The following is a 16,988-nucleotide window of genomic DNA, read 5'->3' on the forward strand; positions in this document are numbered from 1 at the left end:
CGCGTTAAGCGCCGTGGTCGGGCATCTTGCGCGAGGGGGCGGCATAGGGGCGCGTGACATCGCGCAGCCCCACCTCCAGCGCCTCGACGCTGAGACGGATCGCGCCGTCACCGGCCAGCGTCAGGATCACGTGTCCGGCGGCATCTTCGCCGGGCTGCCACTCAATGGCCAGCAGCGACAGCACCAGGTCGGGATCGGCGCGGTCGAACCCGGTCGATGCGACGCCAAGCACGTTGTCGATCACCAGCACGGATTGAACCCGCTCGAACGGGCGGCCGTGCTGCTCGGCGGCGCGGTGATCCTCCCAGCGGAAGCGGTTGATCAGCAGCGCAAAGCGCCGCTCGCCGGGGCGCCATGACATTTCGGTGACGGGAAACACCGCATCTTGCGCCAGCGCCGACAAAACCTTGAGATCCTCGGCATCGAACGCGCCGATATTCAGCGGCTTTTCCCGTGCATCCTCGAACCTTGCATCGTCGCTCATGGTTGATCCACCCGTTCGATCCGGGCCCCGACGCCCTGAAGCTTTTCCTCGACTCGCTCGTAGCCGCGATCAAGATGATAGACGCGATTGACGACGGTGTCGCCCTCGGCCGCGAGACCGGCCAGGATCAGCGAGACGCTGGCGCGCAGGTCCGTCGCCATCACCGGCGCCCCCTTGAGCCGCGCAACCCCCTCGACCGTGGCGGTGCCGCCCTGCACGTCGATCCGTGCGCCCATGCGGGTCAGTTCGGGCGCGTGCATGAAGCGGTTCTCGAATATCTTTTCCTCAAGGACGCTGGTGCCTTCGGCGGTGCACAAAAGCGCCATCATCTGCGCCTGCAAATCGGTCGGGAAGCCAGGAAAGGGCGCGGTCGTGACATCGACCGCCCTGACCCGGTTCTCGCCCCGGCGCACCAGTACGCCATCGGCGGTTTGCTGCACCTCGACGCCGGCCTCCTGCAGCTTGTCGCAAAAGGCGCCGACCAGCTCCATGCGCCCGCCCAACAGCTCGACCTCGCCGCCGCAGATCGCGGGGGCCAGCATATAGGTGCCCAGCTCGATCCGGTCGGTCACGACCTGGTGGGTGGCGCCGTGCAGGCGGTCAACGCCCTGCACCGTGATCGTGTCGGTGCCGTCGCCGTCGATCTGTGCGCCCATGGCACGCAGGCAACGGGCGAGATCGACGATTTCGGGCTCGCGCGCGGCGTTACGCAGAACCGTGGTGCCCTTGGCCAGTGTCGCCGCCATCAGGGCGTTTTCGGTGGCGCCCACCGAGACGACGGGAAACTCCACCTGCCCGCCCTTGAGCCCGCCGGGCGCGCGCGCGTGCACATAGCCGTCGCGCAGGTCCAGCTCGGCACCCATGGCCTCAAGCGCGCGCAGGTGCAGGTCGACGGGGCGCGCGCCAATCGCGCAGCCGCCTGGCAGCGAGACAACCGCATGCCCGTCGCGCGCCAGCATCGGCCCCAGCACCAGGATCGAGGCGCGCATCTTGCGCACGATATCGTAATCGGCCTTGTGGTTGGTGATCGCGTGGCTGGACATCGCCAGCACCTGCCCATCCTGCAGCGTGCTAACCTCGGCGCCCAGCGATTGCAGCAGCTCGGTCATGGTGCGGATATCCGACAGGCGCGGCGCGTTGGTCAGGGTCAGCGGCTCATCGCTCAGCAGCGTGGCAGGCATCAGCGTGAGACAGGCATTCTTGGCCCCCGCGATGGCAATGCGCCCATTCAGCGGGCCATTGCCCGTCACCACGATCGAATCCATCAGCGGGTTCCTTTGCCTGTATCCTCGGGCGGCTCGCCTGCCCCGGTTTGCCTATCCTGCGCCTGTTTTGCGGCGCGTCCGCGCATCTGCGCCTTGCGCTTGCCCATATTGGCCTTGAGAGCCGCCTTCAAGCGGTCTTCGCGCGCCGAGCCCTGTGCGGGCGGTGTCTTGCCATGTTTGTTTCCACTCATGCCCCCCTCTTACAGCAGTGCCGAAAAACCGTCCAGATTGGGCTTGCACCCTGCGGAAATTGCGTCTAATCACCCGGCGCAGGTTAGCTGCTGTAGCTCAGAGGTAGAGCACTCCCTTGGTAAGGGAGAGGTCGAGAGTTCGATTCTCTCCAGCAGCACCATTTCACCGGATAACGCGTTGTTTTTGCTGTGGCTTTTGGGATGCGCCAGAAGCGGCCGGGCTTGGCGCGGCCGCGCGCCTTGCTGAGAGGCGTGGTGATTTTCTTCGACCGCCGCGCCCCGGGGGGCTTAGTCCACGGAGGCCACGAAATCGGTGAGCGATTTGTTGAATTCCTCCGGCACCTCCCATTGGGGCGTGTGCCCGCAAGGGTCGGCGATGTGCAGTTCGCTGTTTGGGGTCAGCGCGTGACAAGTCTGCGCCTGGGAAACCGGCAAGACCTTGTCCTGACGGCCATGGAAGAACTGCACCGGGCACTCCATCGCGGCCAGCATGTCCTGAGAGGCGCGCCAATAGGCCGGTTTGCAGCCGCGCAAGTTCAGGGTCTCGCACATCGTTTGGCGAAAGGCTTGCGCGCCGCCCTCCTTGAACTGGTTGCGGCGCATGAAGTCGCGCATGTCGTCGGTAACAGTCTCGGAATCATGGAGTATCGCGCTCAAGGCTATCTCCACGCCCTTGTCACTGGGCTTGGTTAGGATCTTGCCCAGGACCGGCAGGGTCATCAACCGAAACGGCACAAACACCTCGGGGCCGACCATCGCGGGCGCCGCCAGGAAAAGGCCCGCCGCGCGGTCCGGCGCCTTGGCCGCGGCGCGGATGGAGGTTGCCCCGCCCAACGAGTTGCCGGCCAGCACGGCCCGTTCAATCCCCAGCGCGTCAAGAAAGCGCAGCGTGAAATCGGCAAGGCCGTCCGGCTCGAACGAGCGGTCCCAGGTATCCGACAGCCCATGCCCCGGATAATCCCAGGCAATCAGGCGGTGCGTGTCGCCGAGCATCTCAAGCTGCTTGCCCCATAGCTCAAGCGATCCACCGATGCCCGATGACAACAGCACGGGCAGCCCCGAACCGCCGGTATCGCGGTACCTGATTGACAGGTCATCTACTTTAACTGTTTGATCCAACGCCATGTTATTGCTCCCGATTATCAATAGTGATGGAGGTTTGTCCGCCCTGCTCTTCTTGATCGCTCCGGCCCCTCAAAGGCCGACTCGTCTGTTGCTTCAACCCTCACGCATAATAAGCAACTTGCGCATCGAGAGGGGTTCCTGCCCGGTTTTCCCGATGATCAACCCCATGATGCCTCGCGGCGCGAACAGGGCAAAAAGGATGGCCACAACCCCGATCCCCGCAAGGTACCACGCGCCGAAGTCGCCAAAGACCTCTTGCAGCGCGAAGAACAAAAGCGCCCCGAGGACCGGCCCCAGGTAACTGCCAAGCCCTCCGACCAGCACCATGAACAGCATGAAGATCGACCAGTTGATGCCGAAAGCCGAGCGCGGCTGAAAGGTAATCGCGCTGGCCAGCCAGATCGTTCCCGCGATTGCGCAGCCGACGGCGGAGATCAGGAAGATCCAGCGTTTGACGCGCAGGGTGCTGACGCCGACGGAGCTGGCGGCCTCTTCGTCGTCGCGGATCGCCTGGCTTTCGCCGCCAAGGCGCCCGCGTAGCAAGGCATGGCTGAGCACCAACGATACCACCACCGCCACAACCGCCATCAGGTAGATCGTAGTCCGCCGCACATCGGGGTCAATCGCGTTCAAGGAAACTAGCGAGCGGCCCGTTTCACCCTGAACTAGGGGGTCGAACATGACGATGGAGCGGATCGTTTCGGCCAGCACCCACATGGCAACGGCGAACTCGGCCGGTTTCAAGCGCAGCACCAGCCACGACAGGGGCCAAGCCGCCAGCAGGACAAGAAAGCCGCCAAGACCTATGGCGAGGAAAGGCGGCATGCCGCTTTCCACCAGGCGCAGCACGAAATATCCGCCCAGACCGATAAAGGCCTGTTGGCCAACGGAAACCAGGCCGGCGTACCCCGCCAGAAGGTTCCACATGACGGCAAGGATGATATAGACCATCAGCAGCGTCAGCTTGTCCACGACAAGCGCCGAGCCAAAGAGCGGCAGGGCAAAGAGGCCCAGCGCGATGAGCCCCCCCGCCGCCATAAGCCTGCGATCGGGCGCGGATATACCCGCGATGACATGGTGCCGGTTCATTTTATGCTGCCCCCTTGGATGACGGTGCCCGGTCCGGCGCGGGTGCGCCCCCAGTCAGGCGACGGCGCAGCTTGATGGCGCTGATTGCGAGGCTGGCCCGCCAGCCGCCATGATCGCGCGCCCAATCGCGCGACAAGCGCCAGATCAGAACCGATACGAACACAAGATGCCCGGCCAGCAGCGAGCCCTGCGGCGAGATCAGCCCGCCAAGGGACTGCGAGACACCCAAAACCATGCCGCCGATCAGGGTCCCGCCGAGCGAACCGATACCCCCGATCACCACGGCCTCGAACGCAAAGATCAATTGCGCCGGGCCTGAATAGGGGGTGACCTGACCGCGCATCGCCAGGAACACACCGGCAAGCGCCGCCAGCGTCACCGCGATCGCCGCCGCCGCGCGGTGCGCCTGACGCGAGGAAACGCCGCACATCTCGGCCGCCTCCGGGTCGGAGGCAGTGGCGCGAATGGCGCGTCCAAGCTTGGTTTTCTTCAACATCAGGTGCAGGGCGCCGATCACGACGACCGCGGTCACGAAGATCAGCACCGGCAGTTTGCCAAGGATGATGCCGCCGGGCAGGATCCAACTGGCCCACGATAGCTCGCCAATGGACGCGCCAAGCGAGCGGGTGTTCGAGCCCCATAGCCCGAACATCCCGTTCTGTAGCGCGGCACCAAGGCCGATGGTCACCAGGATCGGCAACAGAAACCCACCGCGCATTGCCCGCTGAAACAAGGTGGCGTGCATCACCCAGCCCATGAGCGCCATCGCCGGCAGCATGATCATGATCGACCAAAGCACCGGCACGCCGCCGACCTCGGTCAGGGTGATCGTCACCATCGCGCCCAGCACCGCCATATCGCCATGGGCAAGGTTGATGAACCGGACCACGCCCACCATAAGCGACAGCCCCGCCGCGATAATCGCGTAGTAGCCACCCAGAAGCCCCCCCTGCAGCAGCGCCTGCAGAACCCCGTCAAACATCGGATAACTCCTTGTCATGGATGCCAAAATAGGCGTCGGTGATCTGCTCTCGGCTGAGGTGCCCGGGCATACCTTGCAGCTCGGTCTGACCCTCGGCCATGCACAGAACCTGATCGGCGAAGCCAAGCGCGCGGGTCAGGTCCTGCTCGACCACGACCATGGTGGTGGTGCGCGCCTCCTTGATCATGGCGAGCGATTGATAGACCCCTTCGACCGCAGCGGGCGACAGTCCGAGCGACACCTCATCGAGGAGAAGCACCACCGGGTTGGTCAGCAACGCCCGACCGATCGCCGCAGCCTGCCGCTGCCCGCCCGACAGCCGTCCGGCGGGCATGTCGGTCAGCGGTCGCAATTGCGGAAATGCCTGTAGCACGCGCGCCAACGTCCAATCACCCGCGCGGCCGTTCTCGGCGGCGATAAGAAGGTTCTCGCGCACCGTCATATCGGCAAACAGGCGCCGCCCCTCGGGCGACATGGCGATGCCGCTGCGCACCCGGGCAAAGGCGGGCTGCGCGGTGACATCGACCCCGTCCAGCGCGATCCGCCCGCCCACAGGCCGGTGCGTTCCCGCGATGGCGTTCATCAGGGTCGTCTTGCCCGCCCCATTGGCGCCGATCACGCACAATACCTCGCCTGCCCGCAGCGCGAACGAAACATCGCGCACGGCGGTCAGCAAGCCATGCCGGCAGGTCAGGTTTTCAACGATCAATCGCGTCATCATTCCGGATCACTCCCCAAATAGGCGCGGCGCACGGCCGGATTTTCCATGACATCGTGCGGATCGCCTTCGGCCAAAATGCGGCCCTCGGACATGCAGATCAGGCGATCGATTACCTTGAGCAGCGCGTGCAGGATGTGTTCGATCCAGATGATCGTCATGCCACCGGCCTTGAGCGTGTCGATCAGCACGATCAACTCAACCAGCTCCGCCTCGGTCAGGCCGCCGCCGATCTCGTCCAGCAGGATCACCTGCGGCGAGGTTGCCATCGCGCGCGCCACCTCGATGCGTTTGCGATCCAACAGGCCGGCCGCCGCTGCGGGCGTGTTGGCCAGTTTCATCAACCCCGTCTCGTCCAGGACATGAGCCGCGAAATCCGCGGCCTCCGCCTTGTCGCGCCCGCCGCCGGCCCTTGCCGCCACCAGCACGTTTTCAAAGACGGTCATCCCGATGAAGGGGCGCGGCACCTGGTAGGTGCGCGCAATGCCCATGGCGCAGCGGGTCGCGGCGCTCTCGTACGTGATCACCTTGCCATGATACGTTATGCTGCCCTGATTGACCGGGAAGGTTCCCGCAAGGGCGCCGAACAACGTGGTCTTGCCCGCGCCGTTCGGGCCGACGATGCCCACGGCTTCGCCCCGATCGGCCCGCATCGACACCGCATCAAGCGCCCTCATGCTGCCATAGCGCTTGACCAGACCTGTCGCCTCGATCGCGGCCGGGCCGGTAGAATGGGCCGGCTTTGCCGCGGCGCGCGCCACCTGTTTGTGCATAGTCACCTGTTCTCCTTCCGCGCCCCATAGGCGCAAAAGCGGGCCGCAGCGCCGTTGAGGGTTGCGGCCGCGCCTTCTTGTGCCCTGCCCGTCAGCCGCCAATCCGGTAGGGTTTGAGCGCCGCCGTCAGCGGCACATTGGGGGCAAGCGCGTTGCTGGTGATCTCCATCGAGAAATCATAGGGTCCATCAGGCGCCTTGACCCATTGCGTCCCGACCAGCGGCGTCACCGCGATACCGGGCATCGGGCCATTGGCGAAATCGACCGTTCCAACGGCCGTGTCCGCCACCAGGGTCCGGCAGGCCCCTGCCACGGCGGCCTTGTCCTTTGGATTGCCCGATGCGCCAAGCGCCGCCATGAGCACATCGAAAAGGGCCGCGTTGGCACCCGGTTGCTGCGTCCATTGCTTGCCCGTTGCCGCCTCGAACCCGTCGGCCAACTCGACGCTGCTCATCCCCAGCGAGGGCGAGGAGGTTGGAAACAGCCGGTGCCAATAGGCGCCCGATGCAAGGCCATAGCCAAGCTGCCCCATCGCCTCCATCTCGGCGGCGAAAAGCCCGGCCTTCGCCATCTGCATGATCTTGACCTGCTGCGCGAGGCCCAGTTGCGCGGCCTGACGCCAGAACACCGGGAAATCCGGCGGGAACGGAAAGGCGTTGATGATCTCGCAGCCGTTTTTCTTGAAGAAGTTGATCTGGTTCGAGAAATCCGAGGTCATGTTCTCGTAGGGGCCGGCATCGAAGCACTCGAACCCAAGCCCCTCAAGCGCGGGGATCAGGTTTGAGCGAATGGCGTTGCCGTCCGCGTCGTTGGGCAAGAGCATGCCAACCTTCTTGTTGGTTTCAAGCTTGGCCCACTGGCCGTTGTAGAACGGGGCGAAATCGCCGGCGCCGAAGCTGAAGTGAAAGGTCCACTTGAACGGGTTTTCCGGATCGCCACCACGCCCGAAAAAGAACGCCTCCCACGGGGCGACGGTGGTGATGCAGGGCACGCCAGCCGCCTCGCAGGCGTCCGCGACGGGGTTTGTCGTCTCGGGCGTAGAGGACGCGATGACGATATCGGGGTTTTGCCCATTGATCAGGTCGCGCGTTTCCTGGCTGGCGCGAAGCGGGTCGGATTGCGTATCGGCAAGGATAACCTCGATGCCATAGGTCTTGCCGCCGATCTCGACGCCGCCGGCCTGTTTGGCGGCAAACGCATCGGCCAGCCACCGGTCGGCCTCGCCAAAGATGCCAAGCGGGCCCGAGCGCGGCCCGACCCACCCGATGCGGATCACTTCATCCGTTTGCGCGGCTGCGCGGGTCGAAAGCGCGGGGGCAAGGGCCGCGGCCCCCGCCAGGGCGCCGAACCTGCGGCGCGAAATGGTGGTGTGTTTTGTCATTGTTTTTCCTCCCTTTTATACGCGTGGCGGCGGCCCGGCCCCTCAGGACCGGACCGGCGCATCACTTTTTCCCGCCTAGCGGGAAGGTCACGTTGAAGCGCAGCATGTCCGCGCCAACGATGTTCTTGGCCGAGGTATTCCAGGTGTAATCGACATAGATTTCCGTGCCGCCGACACGTTTGGCCACGGCCAGGCCAATGCCGGTTTCCTGTGCCCGGCCGGCGGTTGTGCCGCCATAGAAGGCGCCCTTGTTGCGGTCGTCCGTCACCTGTTTGCGCCAGTATCCGACGGTGCCGAGGCTCCAGCCCGACGCGCCGACCGCTTTCATCCCGGTCCAGTTCAGCAATAGCTCATCGCCCGATCTGTACTTGGTTGTCGAGTTCTCGGCGTTGATGAAGTAGTTGCCATGCAGCGACAGGTTCCAGCCGTCCCGCAGGTACGAGAACCCGGCGTCCAACGCGATGGAGGCGGCCCCGTCACCGCCATTCGGTGTGCCATTTGTATGGAATTCACCCGTCGGCAGCCCAAAGCTCAGGCCCGCGCTGGTAAAGATCCCCGGTTCCACCATCCAATGGATGTTCAGCGGGCTGATCGACAGGTCCGAGATCGACGTGTTTGCCCCCAGGCCGATGCCGTTGAGGGACAGATCGAGGTTCTGCAACGCCACGATGCCCATGGCGCGGTACGTGCCGCCCAGCAATTCGATCCCCGGGGTCCAGTGCAGTTGCAGCGCGGTCGCGTTCACGTTCAGGTCGGGGCCCGTCGCGTTCCCGTTGGCGTCGTGCACGGTGCCCCGCACGGCGGCGGTCCGGCTGGACAGGTAGAAGCCGGGAACGGGAAAGTTCACACCGACCGGCACGCCCATCGTGGCGCCCGGCGGCATGTCGGGCGGCGTGCCCGGCTCTCGCGCGATGGCCGGCGCCGTGGCCAGCAGGCCCGAAAGCAGGCAAGCGGTAAGTCTCAATATCTGTTTCACTGTCTATATCCTTGTTGTTTTGGCAATCCGGTCCCCTCCGGTTCCACGACCGGCGCAAAAAGGCTGCGGTTACTCGGGATCGCGCGCGGGGGACCCCCGCGTCTGCACAGGGGCAGACGCGGCCGCGCGGAACACTCAGGGCATACGAAGTATCGGCTTGATCGACGTGCCCTGATGGCTGTCGTGGATGGCGGTGTTGATCTGGTCGAAGTCGTAGAACGTCAGCAACCTGTCGAACGGAAACCGCCCGGCCTTCCACAGATCCACCAGTTTGGGGATGAAGGTGTCACCATCGGATTCGCCTTCGACCACGCCCATCAATGTTTTGCCCGTGGACATGAAATCGGTGTTATCGAGACTGATCTGCGAGCCCGGCATCGGGGCACCGAGAATGGCCGCCTTGCCGCGCGGGGCCATGGCATCGACCGCTTGGCGAATGACATCCGGCAACCCCGTGGTATCAAGCGCATAAGCAACGCCGCCGCCGGTGATCTGCTTGATCTGGTCGACCAGATCGCCCGCACTGGCGTTGATCGCGTGGGTCGCGCCCAGTTCCTTGGCGATGCTCAGGCGGTTGTCGTGCATGTCGACCGCGATGATCGTCGTCGCACCCTGCACCTTGGCCGCCATCACCGCCGCAAGACCGACCGAGCCGGTGCCAAAGACGACAAAGCTTTTGCCGGCCTGCACCTCAAGCGCGTTCATCACGGTGCCGGCGCCGGTCTGGATGCCGCAGGCCAGTGGCCCCATCAGCGCCAGGTCGTCCGAGGCGACATCGACCTTGACGATGTTGCGTTCATTGGCCAGCGCGTGGGTCGCGAACGACGACTGCCCAAAGAAGTTGGAGTGCACCTTGTCCTCGCCGTTCGTGAAGGCCACCGATCCATCCGGCCGCGTCCCGAAGAAGTTGCGCGGAAAGAACTCGTAGCAATAGGCCATCTCGTTGCTCTGGCACGAGGGGCAGGCGCCGCAGGTGTTGTAGGTCATCACCACGTGATCGCCGGGCTTCACCTTGGTTATCTTGTCGCCCACGGCCTCGACGATGCCCGCGCCTTCATGGCCCAGCACCACCGGCAGGGGCGTCGGAAGGTGGCCCGCCATGACGACCAGGTCGGTATGGCAAACGCCGGTCGCGACCACCTTGACCAGGATTTCATCCTCGCGCGGGGCATCGAGGGAAAGCGCTTCGATGGTCAGATCGGCGCCCGGTTCACGGGCGACCGCCGCCCTTATTTGCATGGTCATTTTCGGTACCTCCCGATCAGAACGGATATGGTGTGGCGGCGGGCTTTGTTGTTACCCAGACCCACTGCGTGAACTCTTCCCACAGGGCGGGGCCCGAGATACGGCACCCGTTGCCCGACCGGCCGCGGCCGCCAAAGGGCGCCAGCGGCGAGGCCGTGACCGTTTGATCGTTGATATGCAGATGCCCCACCCGCAGACGCATGCCCAGATCGCGGGCGCGCCCGACATCCGTGCCGATGACCGACGCGACCAGGCCGAAATCGGACATATTTGCCAGTTCAACGGCGTGATCGTCGTTGTCGTATTCGGCGATCACCGCAACCGGGCCGAACATCTCTTCGTCAAAGGCACGCATGCCGGGTTTGACCCCCGACAGGACGGTGGCGGGAAAGAGCGTGCCGTTGGGCTTGCCCCCCACATGCAGGGTGGCGCCCTTGGCGACGGCGTCCTCGACGATGCCCTCGACGCGCTTTGCCTCGGCCTCGACGATCAGCGGCCCAAGCGCGCATTCTTCCTTGGCCGGATCGCCCACCGGCAGGTGGCTGGCCTTGGTGCTAAGCGCCTCGATCAGTTGGCCGGCGGTTGCGGACGGCACCAGGATCAAGCCCGTCGCCATGCAAATCTGCCCCTGGTGCAACCATGCACCCCACGCGGCGTTCGACGCGGCCACATCGATATCCGCGTCATCCATGACGATCAGGGCGTTCTTGCCGCCCAGCTCAAGCTGCACCTTCTTGAGGTTGCGGCCGCACGCTTCGCCCACCTTCGCGCCCACCTCGGGAGATCCGGTGAACGACACCATCGCGATGTTGGGATCCTCGCACATGGCGGCGCCCACATCCGCGCCGCCCGGCACGATATGCAGCAGGCCACTGGGCAGGCCGGCATCCTCGAACGCGCGGGCAATCATCACGCCGCCGGTGATTGGCGTGCGCGGATCGGGCTTGTGCACGACGGCGTTTCCGGTTGCCAACGCCGCGGCGATGGCGCGGATCGACAGGATCAGCGGGAAGTTGAACGGAGAGATCACGCCGACGACGCCATGGGCCACGCGGATCAGCTCCTCGCTCGCGCCGCGGCCATCGACCGAGGCAAGCGTTTGCGTCTGGTTTTCCTGCGCGGCCTCGGCGGCGGCGCGCAAAAACCCTGCGCTGTGCTCGATCTCGATGCCAGCCTTGGGCGGGATCGAGCCCGTCTCGCGGATGATCCACGGGATCAACTCGCCTGCGTTGGCCTCGAGGATCTCGGCGGCCTTGTTGAGGATCGCCGCGCGATCTGCGGGGGCGGTTGCCTCCCACGCCGGCTGTGCGGCGCGGGCGGCTTTTGCCGCGGCGCACAGGTCCGCGGGCGTGGCGCGGCCGATGGAGGCGACATGCGCGCCGTCCGCGGGGGCCGTCACCTCATCCGCACCGCCCGAGCCATCCACCCAGCCGCCTGTGTAAATCTTTCCGCTCCACGTCCCGTCATCGAAAAATGAAAATTGCGCGCCGTCCATGGTCTACCTCCCTGGGTTTCTTGCAATTGGGCCATCTGCACACCGTCCTCCACGGTTGAGCCATGCAGCGGACCCCTTGTTTCAGGCAGGTACTGGGCAAAGGATTCACACGATTTCATAGATAAATTTTGTTCATCACTATAACATTTGACGTTACATATTGCTTTAACATGTAAAATATTTCTTGCGATGCGTCGCCAGCACTTCATTATTTGGTGAAACGGGACGCCCTGACATAAGGATTTGATGAAATGGACACGCGTATCTCGCTCACGGAGGCGTCCCGCAGGGCACCGGCGATTCTTGAAAGAGGCGACAGCCTGCTGCTGGACGAAGGCGCGCCCCCCACTTTGAACGACCTCGCCGGCGCCCTTCAGTTCGCCCTTGGCGACGGGCGCATCTGGCTCAATGACGAGCGCATGGTGATGCTGTCGACCAACGTGTTGGGCACGCTGCGCGCGAAGATGATCCAGGATGTCGGCATGGACCGCACGCGCGAGGCCTGCATGCAGGTGGGCTGGGCGCAGGGGGTTCAACTGGCCGAGTTGGTCGCGAAACGGTTCAAGCAGAAGAACGTGACGGCCGCGCTGGCGGCGGGGCCCCGGCTTCATACCATGAAGGGGTATGCCAAGGTTGTGACGAAACGGTTCGAATTCGACGCCTCGAAGAAGGAGTATCTTGGCGAATTCCACTGGCACGACAGCGTCGAAGGCACCGAGTATGTGCGCCATATCGGCATATGCGATTGCCCGGTCTGCTGGATGCAGGTGGCCGTGCCGTCGGGGTATACCAGCACCCTGCTCGGGTATCCGGTGATATTCCGAGAGATGGAATGCGTGGGCCAGGGCGCCGCGCGCTGCGTGGTCATCGGCAAGGACGCCGACAGCTGGGGCGACGAGGTGTCCGAACTGGACACCTTCGGCATAAGGGGAAGAAGCCCCGCCAAATCAGGTCCCTGGGTGCCGCCAAGCGATTTCACCGTCTCGCAAGGGCCGACCCTTCGGGATATGGATAGCATCGTGGGCAAGTCGGCCTCGATCCAGCGGGCGCAGCGCCTTGTCGACAAGGTTGCCGCGTTTCGCGAGCCAGTCCTCTTGATGGGCGAGACGGGCACCGGCAAAGAGCATTTCGCGCGCTACCTTCACAAATGCGGGGTGGATGCCGACGGACCCTTTGTGCCGGTCAATTGCTCGGCCTTCACCGGCACGCCGGAGGCCGAAGCCGAAACCCTGTTCGGCGCTTCCGGCCTTTTGAAAAAGGCGCATGGCGGGACGCTGTTCTTGAATGATTTAGTCGCTCTACCGGCGGGGATGCAGGCCAAGCTTGCGCTAGAGCTGCATGACCGGGACCGCACGCAACGCCCTTACAGGATTGTTGCGGCCACCGGGGTGCACCCGCTGGACGCGGTGACAGAAGGCGCACTTCGCGCGGATTTGCAGTACTTCCTTTCGGTCCTGCCGATCCAGATCCCGCCGCTACGAGAGCGCCGCGATGATATCCCCGAACTGATCAAGCACTTCCTGAACCTGCACCGGGCAAGACATTCCAAGCCCTTGGACGGGTTGACCGGGCCGCTTTACGATATGCTGCTGCGCTATGATTATCCCGGCAACCTGCGGGAGCTGTCGAACCTGATCGAGCGCGGCGTGATCTATGCCGAGCCGGGCGGCATGATCGACATCGCCCACGTCTTTTCAGTCATCGAGAGAGCGCCGCAGAACGCGGGCCGCGTGCACAAGAACGGGGGATTCTACCGGCCGAAGCCCAGCGCCGAGGTCTACGGCAGCCGAACCCTCGAAGATATCGAGGTTGAAGCGGTGCGATCGGCATTGATCGAGGCGGATTGGAATGTCTCGGGCGCCGCGCGCAGGCTTGGGCTGTCGCGGGCCAAGCTCGACTACAGGATGAAGAAATTCGGCATCGAGCGCGATCTTTAAGGCCTTCGTGCGGGGGATTACAGCTCGATCGAGAGGCGTTTGATCATCCTGTCGCGCTCGGCCAGGGCATCCTTGGCGGCGTCCGGCATGACGGCGGCGCAGCCATTGATCACGCATTCCGACACGGCGATGAAGCTGGTCAGGGAATTGGAAATGAAGCTGCTGGCATGCGGGATACCAAGCGCCGCGCGCGACGTGTCCACCAGCGGCGACGACACCGTATCGGTCAGCGCCACCACCGCCACGCCCTTGTCTGCGGCGGCGCGGGCTACCTCGACCACCTGCGCCGAATAGGGCGCGCAACTGGTGGTGATCAACGTGTCGCCCGGTGCCAGCGCCGCGACGCCCTCGGCGGTGCCAAGCGAATTGCCATCCAGCAGGTTGACGTCCGAGCGGATCATCCGCAGGCCGTAGACAAGGAAGCTGGCAACCGCGTGAAACTGCCGGATGCCGTGCACCGCCACGCGCGGCGCGGTGGTGATAAGGCGCACGGCCTCGTCAAACGCGGCGCTGTCGAACCCTTCGACAAAGCGGTCGATATTGGCCTGGTTCTCGCGGCATAGCTGCGTCGCACCGGCCCGGCTCGGCGCATCGCCGCTTTCCAGCGCGGCGCGCGCCTGCCGGGTGTAGAACGCCCCCGGCGCCGCCATTGAGGCGCTGAGCAGCACCTCCTGGAACGCGGCAAAACCGGAATAACCAAGCGTGCGCGCCAGCCGCGTTATGGTCGAGGGGTTGACCTCAAGGCGGTTGGCCAGCGCGGTGATCGACAAAAGCGAGGGATCGCCCTGAAGATCAAGAATACGGCCAAGCGCCGTGCGCGCCTTGGGGCCAAGAACGATATCGGATTCGCCGCGCGCGATGCGCAACAGCAGATCACGCAGCCCCGCGACCGTGTCCGGCGCCTCAGGCGCGTTCGTAGCCGCCTGAGCAGGCGGGCGTTTCCGAGATCCGGTCATAAACTGTCCACTTCAGGCCCTGTTGTCCAACATGAACAAGGGCAGTCGCAAGCGTATTCTCGCAATCGGGATCGTCGGCATCGTCCCGACGGATCGGCAGGCCGCCGCCGCCCGTGTCCCGCAAGATCGCCAGCGGCGCGGCATCGGGCCGCGACACCAGCGTCTCGGCGCGCGCCTGGCGGTCATGCGACGACTGCGTTATCGTTTGCGGCACATCGAGGTGCAGCGCGTGATTGGCGTGCGCCATCGGCTGCGTCACCTCGCGGATCGCCGGGGCGCCGGTGCCGAACTCCACGCTGACGATCCGCCCTGCCCCGGCCTGGGCCAGCGTGAAGTGAAACCCCCCGCTTGGCGGCGCGGCGCTCAGTATCGCAAGCGCCCCGTCGATACCGGCGGCCTGCAACACGGCGCGGCCCAGAACCATGCGCGGCATGCGCGGCGTGATCGCCGTCAGGCGCAGGTTGTTGACCGCCTGCACCAACCCGCCATCCGTTACCGCAAAGGTATGCCCCGGCAGGGAGCCGGGATAGCAAAACGCGGTGAACCCCGGCTCATCTCCAGGCTGCACCCTGGCCATGAAACAGGCGCCGCGAAAGAACGGCAATCCGTCCTCGTTATGGGCGACGACGGGGTTTGTGCCGGGCAACGCAACCGTGGTGCACCCATCCGGCACGCTGGCAAGCAGATCGCCCCGGCAGTTCCACGCCATGACCTCCGCTATTGGCAAATCAAGCCCCTTGGCCATGCCCCGCAGCTCTTGCCAGATACCGGGATATGCGGCGCGAACGGCGCGCGTCATGTCGGCCACGCGGGGGCGCAACCGCGGCGCGTTCACGGACTTCCAGATATCCGATCCGATCAGATGGCGATGCACCGCGCCGCGCCCGGCGCGGCCCAAGGCATAGCCCACCTCGTCCGGCGTGCCGGTTGCATGCACCCGGCCCAAATCGCCCCGGGCGTTATTCGACATGTTGCAAAAAGTCCTTCATCCGGTCGTTGGGCGGGGTATCGATCACCTCGCGCGGGGTTCCATCGACGGCGATCTTACCGTGCTCCATGAAGATCAGGCGCGTGCCGACCTGTTTGGCAAAGCTCATCTCGTGGGTGACGACGACCATTGTCATCCCCTCCTGCGCAAGCGCCCGCATGACGTTGAGCACCTCTTGCTTGAGCTCGGGATCAAGCGCCGAGGTCGGCTCGTCGAACAGCATCACCTTGGGCTTGATCGCCAGGGCGCGGGCAATCGCGACGCGCTGCTGTTGACCACCCGAAAGCTCGGCCGGATAGTGATCGGCCTTGTCGGCCAACCCGACCTTGACCAGCAGATCGCGCGCCTGCTCGCGCGCTGCGGACCGGGACAAGCCGCGCACCTTTTGCGGCCCGAACGCCACGTTTTCCAACGCGGAGAGCTGCGGAAACAGGTTGAATTGCTGGAACACCATGCCCGCCTCTTGCCGGATCTCGCGCAGTATCCGGGCGCCTTGGGTGACGCTGTTGCCATCGACCACCAGGTCGCCGCCCGTGATCATCTCAAGGCCGTTTATGCACCGCAGCAGAGTTGATTTACCAGAGCCGGAAGGGCCGACCAGCACGACAACCTCGCCCTCGTCGATCGACAGCGTGACCTCGTCCAGAACCTTGAGTGGGCCAAAATGCTTGGAGGTATTGCGAAACTCGATGATGCTCATAGGATCCTCATGCGTTTCTCGATGGTGCGCAGGATCAGGCTCAGGCTGCCGGTCATGATCAGGTAGATCACCGCGACTGCGGACCATATCTCAACGGCACGAAAGTTGGCGGCCATGATTTCCTGCCCTGTCCGGGTCAACTCGCCCACGCCGATCACGATGAAAAGCGATGTGTCCTTGAGACTGACGATGAACTGATTGCCCAGTGGCGGGATCAGGCGGCGAAACGCCAGTGGCCCGACGATGTATGTCAGCACCTTCCAGTATGGCAGCCCGATCGCCAGCCCCGCCTCGGTCAGGCCGCGGCCGATGGACAGGAACGCGCCGCGGACGATCTCGGCGATGTAGGCGCCCGCGTTGACGACGATCGCCAGTACCGCGGCCGTCATCGGATCGATCCGCAGATCGGCCAGCACCGGCAGCGCGAAGTACAAAAACATCACCTGCACCACGATCGGCGTACCGCGGATCACCTCGATATAGGCGAACGCGATCATGTTGAGGATGCGCCCCCCGTAGGCGCGCATCAGCCCCGCAAGAGTGCCCAGCACGAGCCCCCCGACAAGGCCGACGACGGTGATGTACAGGGTTGTCCTGGCGCCGGCAAACAGTTGCGGCAAGTAGTCCAGGATGACGGACCAATCCGTTTCCATGGCGGTTTCCTTTGTCATGGAGGGGGCAGG

At 64.5% G+C, this 16,988-nt stretch carries 17 protein-coding genes and 1 tRNA gene; 2 read left to right on the forward strand and 16 right to left on the reverse strand.

All coding sequences use genetic code 11. From position 1 onward, the window contains the following. Nucleotides 1-4: 4 nt before the first annotated feature. The 3 genes from G568_RS0103435 to G568_RS0103445 are packed head-to-tail and all read right to left on the reverse strand — an operon-like array spanning nucleotide 5 to nucleotide 1,940. On the reverse strand, nucleotides 5-484 hold the full coding sequence (locus tag G568_RS0103435) for a DUF2948 family protein (protein WP_026756716.1): 480 nt from the start codon (nucleotides 482-484) through the stop codon (nucleotides 5-7). Beyond that, nucleotides 481-1,749: a UDP-N-acetylglucosamine 1-carboxyvinyltransferase gene (gene murA / locus G568_RS0103440; RefSeq protein ID WP_026756717.1), complete on the reverse strand. Its 1,269-nt coding sequence runs from the start codon at nucleotides 1,747-1,749 to the stop codon at nucleotides 481-483. Before murA ends, G568_RS0103435 begins: the two co-directional genes overlap by 4 nt. Next, the gene (locus G568_RS0103445) at nucleotides 1,749-1,940 is read right to left on the reverse strand and encodes a hypothetical protein (protein ID WP_026756718.1); all 192 of its coding nucleotides are present in this window, start codon (nucleotides 1,938-1,940) and stop codon (nucleotides 1,749-1,751) included. The genes murA and G568_RS0103445 overlap by 1 nt, the downstream gene beginning before the upstream one ends. An 86-nt stretch (nucleotides 1,941-2,026) precedes the next feature. Between G568_RS0103445 and G568_RS0103450 the strand changes: the two genes are divergently transcribed. Beyond that, nucleotides 2,027-2,101 (forward strand) — tRNA-Thr (locus tag G568_RS0103450). Between the two features lie 127 nt (nucleotides 2,102-2,228). Here the strand turns inward: G568_RS0103450 and G568_RS18170 are convergent. From G568_RS18170 to G568_RS0103495, 9 genes are all read right to left on the reverse strand, one after another. Next, a complete protein-coding gene (locus G568_RS18170; protein WP_051202694.1) occupies nucleotides 2,229-3,065 on the reverse strand; it encodes an alpha/beta fold hydrolase in 837 nt (278 codons plus the stop codon). A 93-nt stretch (nucleotides 3,066-3,158) separates the two neighbouring features. Beyond that, nucleotides 3,159-4,154, reverse strand: a complete 996-nt coding sequence (locus tag G568_RS18175; RefSeq protein ID WP_051202695.1) for a branched-chain amino acid ABC transporter permease — start codon at nucleotides 4,152-4,154, stop codon at nucleotides 3,159-3,161. 1 nt (nucleotide 4,155) lies between these two features. Further along, the gene (locus tag G568_RS18180) at nucleotides 4,156-5,136 is read right to left on the reverse strand and encodes a branched-chain amino acid ABC transporter permease (protein ID WP_084627326.1); all 981 of its coding nucleotides are present in this window, start codon (nucleotides 5,134-5,136) and stop codon (nucleotides 4,156-4,158) included. Beyond that, nucleotides 5,129-5,857: an ABC transporter ATP-binding protein gene (locus G568_RS0103470; RefSeq protein ID WP_211222232.1), complete on the reverse strand. Its 729-nt coding sequence runs from the start codon at nucleotides 5,855-5,857 to the stop codon at nucleotides 5,129-5,131. Before G568_RS0103470 ends, G568_RS18180 begins: the two co-directional genes overlap by 8 nt. Next, the gene (locus tag G568_RS0103475; protein WP_051202697.1) at nucleotides 5,854-6,627 is read right to left on the reverse strand and encodes an ABC transporter ATP-binding protein; all 774 of its coding nucleotides are present in this window, start codon (nucleotides 6,625-6,627) and stop codon (nucleotides 5,854-5,856) included. The genes G568_RS0103470 and G568_RS0103475 overlap by 4 nt, the downstream gene beginning before the upstream one ends. A 91-nt stretch (nucleotides 6,628-6,718) precedes the next feature. After that, nucleotides 6,719-8,008, reverse strand: coding sequence for an ABC transporter substrate-binding protein (locus G568_RS0103480; protein ID WP_026756721.1), 1,290 nt, complete (start codon nucleotides 8,006-8,008; stop codon nucleotides 6,719-6,721). Between the two features lie 61 nt (nucleotides 8,009-8,069). Then, nucleotides 8,070-8,984, reverse strand: coding sequence for a SphA family protein (locus G568_RS0103485; protein WP_026756722.1), 915 nt, complete (start codon nucleotides 8,982-8,984; stop codon nucleotides 8,070-8,072). Nucleotides 8,985-9,119: 135 nt separating this feature from the next. Continuing rightward, nucleotides 9,120-10,229 (reverse strand): NAD(P)-dependent alcohol dehydrogenase, encoded by a 1,110-nt coding sequence (locus G568_RS0103490; RefSeq protein ID WP_245582869.1) that lies wholly within the window; start codon nucleotides 10,227-10,229, stop codon nucleotides 9,120-9,122. Nucleotides 10,230-10,245: 16 nt separating this feature from the next. Further along, nucleotides 10,246-11,724, reverse strand: coding sequence for an aldehyde dehydrogenase family protein (locus tag G568_RS0103495; protein ID WP_026756724.1), 1,479 nt, complete (start codon nucleotides 11,722-11,724; stop codon nucleotides 10,246-10,248). A gap of 251 nt (nucleotides 11,725-11,975) precedes the next feature. Here G568_RS0103495 and G568_RS0103500 point away from each other — a divergent pair, with 251 nt between their 5' ends. After that, nucleotides 11,976-13,661: a sigma-54-dependent Fis family transcriptional regulator gene (locus G568_RS0103500; RefSeq protein WP_026756725.1), complete on the forward strand. Its 1,686-nt coding sequence runs from the start codon at nucleotides 11,976-11,978 to the stop codon at nucleotides 13,659-13,661. Between the two features lie 17 nt (nucleotides 13,662-13,678). Here the strand turns inward: G568_RS0103500 and G568_RS0103505 are convergent, their stop codons facing one another. Genes G568_RS0103505 through glnP form a run of 4 tightly spaced genes read right to left on the reverse strand, consistent with a single transcriptional unit; the run spans nucleotide 13,679 to nucleotide 16,958 of the window. Beyond that, the gene (locus G568_RS0103505) at nucleotides 13,679-14,617 is read right to left on the reverse strand and encodes a MurR/RpiR family transcriptional regulator (protein WP_026756726.1); all 939 of its coding nucleotides are present in this window, start codon (nucleotides 14,615-14,617) and stop codon (nucleotides 13,679-13,681) included. Beyond that, nucleotides 14,565-15,587: a C45 family autoproteolytic acyltransferase/hydrolase gene (locus tag G568_RS0103510; RefSeq protein WP_037373575.1), complete on the reverse strand. Its 1,023-nt coding sequence runs from the start codon at nucleotides 15,585-15,587 to the stop codon at nucleotides 14,565-14,567. The genes G568_RS0103505 and G568_RS0103510 overlap by 53 nt, the downstream gene beginning before the upstream one ends. Next, the gene (gene glnQ / locus G568_RS0103515; protein WP_026756728.1) at nucleotides 15,577-16,305 is read right to left on the reverse strand and encodes a glutamine ABC transporter ATP-binding protein GlnQ; all 729 of its coding nucleotides are present in this window, start codon (nucleotides 16,303-16,305) and stop codon (nucleotides 15,577-15,579) included. Before glnQ ends, G568_RS0103510 begins: the two co-directional genes overlap by 11 nt. Next, complete coding sequence (glnP, locus tag G568_RS0103520; protein WP_026756729.1) at nucleotides 16,302-16,958, reverse strand: glutamine ABC transporter permease GlnP; 657 nt, start codon at nucleotides 16,956-16,958, stop codon at nucleotides 16,302-16,304. Before glnP ends, glnQ begins: the two co-directional genes overlap by 4 nt. Nucleotides 16,959-16,988: the final 30 nt, after the last annotated feature.

The organism is Sediminimonas qiaohouensis DSM 21189 (assembly GCF_000423645.1).
In the GTDB taxonomy this organism is placed as follows: Bacteria; Pseudomonadota; Alphaproteobacteria; order Rhodobacterales; family Rhodobacteraceae; genus Sediminimonas; species Sediminimonas qiaohouensis.

Coding starts and splice junctions, on each gene's coding strand:
- G568_RS0103445 (WP_026756718.1), bottom strand. CDS start 1,940: ATGAGTGGAAACAAACATGGCAAGACACCGCCCGCACAGGGCTCGGCG.
- G568_RS0103490 (WP_245582869.1), bottom strand. CDS start 10,229: ATGACCATGCAAATAAGGGCGGCGGTCGCCCGTGAACCGGGCGCCGAT.
- G568_RS0103475 (WP_051202697.1), bottom strand. CDS start 6,627: ATGCACAAACAGGTGGCGCGCGCCGCGGCAAAGCCGGCCCATTCTACC.
- G568_RS0103435 (WP_026756716.1), bottom strand. CDS start 484: ATGAGCGACGATGCAAGGTTCGAGGATGCACGGGAAAAGCCGCTGAAT.
- G568_RS18175 (WP_051202695.1), bottom strand. CDS start 4,154: ATGAACCGGCACCATGTCATCGCGGGTATATCCGCGCCCGATCGCAGG.
- G568_RS0103495 (WP_026756724.1), bottom strand. CDS start 11,724: ATGGACGGCGCGCAATTTTCATTTTTCGATGACGGGACGTGGAGCGGA.
- murA (WP_026756717.1), bottom strand. CDS start 1,749: ATGGATTCGATCGTGGTGACGGGCAATGGCCCGCTGAATGGGCGCATT.
- G568_RS18170 (WP_051202694.1), bottom strand. CDS start 3,065: ATGGCGTTGGATCAAACAGTTAAAGTAGATGACCTGTCAATCAGGTAC.
- G568_RS0103505 (WP_026756726.1), bottom strand. CDS start 14,617: ATGACCGGATCTCGGAAACGCCCGCCTGCTCAGGCGGCTACGAACGCG.
- G568_RS0103500 (WP_026756725.1), top strand. CDS start 11,976: ATGGACACGCGTATCTCGCTCACGGAGGCGTCCCGCAGGGCACCGGCG.
- G568_RS18180 (WP_084627326.1), bottom strand. CDS start 5,136: ATGTTTGACGGGGTTCTGCAGGCGCTGCTGCAGGGGGGGCTTCTGGGT.
- glnQ (WP_026756728.1), bottom strand. CDS start 16,305: ATGAGCATCATCGAGTTTCGCAATACCTCCAAGCATTTTGGCCCACTC.
- glnP (WP_026756729.1), bottom strand. CDS start 16,958: ATGGAAACGGATTGGTCCGTCATCCTGGACTACTTGCCGCAACTGTTT.
- G568_RS0103470 (WP_211222232.1), bottom strand. CDS start 5,857: ATGATGACGCGATTGATCGTTGAAAACCTGACCTGCCGGCATGGCTTG.
- G568_RS0103510 (WP_037373575.1), bottom strand. CDS start 15,587: ATGTCGAATAACGCCCGGGGCGATTTGGGCCGGGTGCATGCAACCGGC.
- G568_RS0103480 (WP_026756721.1), bottom strand. CDS start 8,008: ATGACAAAACACACCACCATTTCGCGCCGCAGGTTCGGCGCCCTGGCG.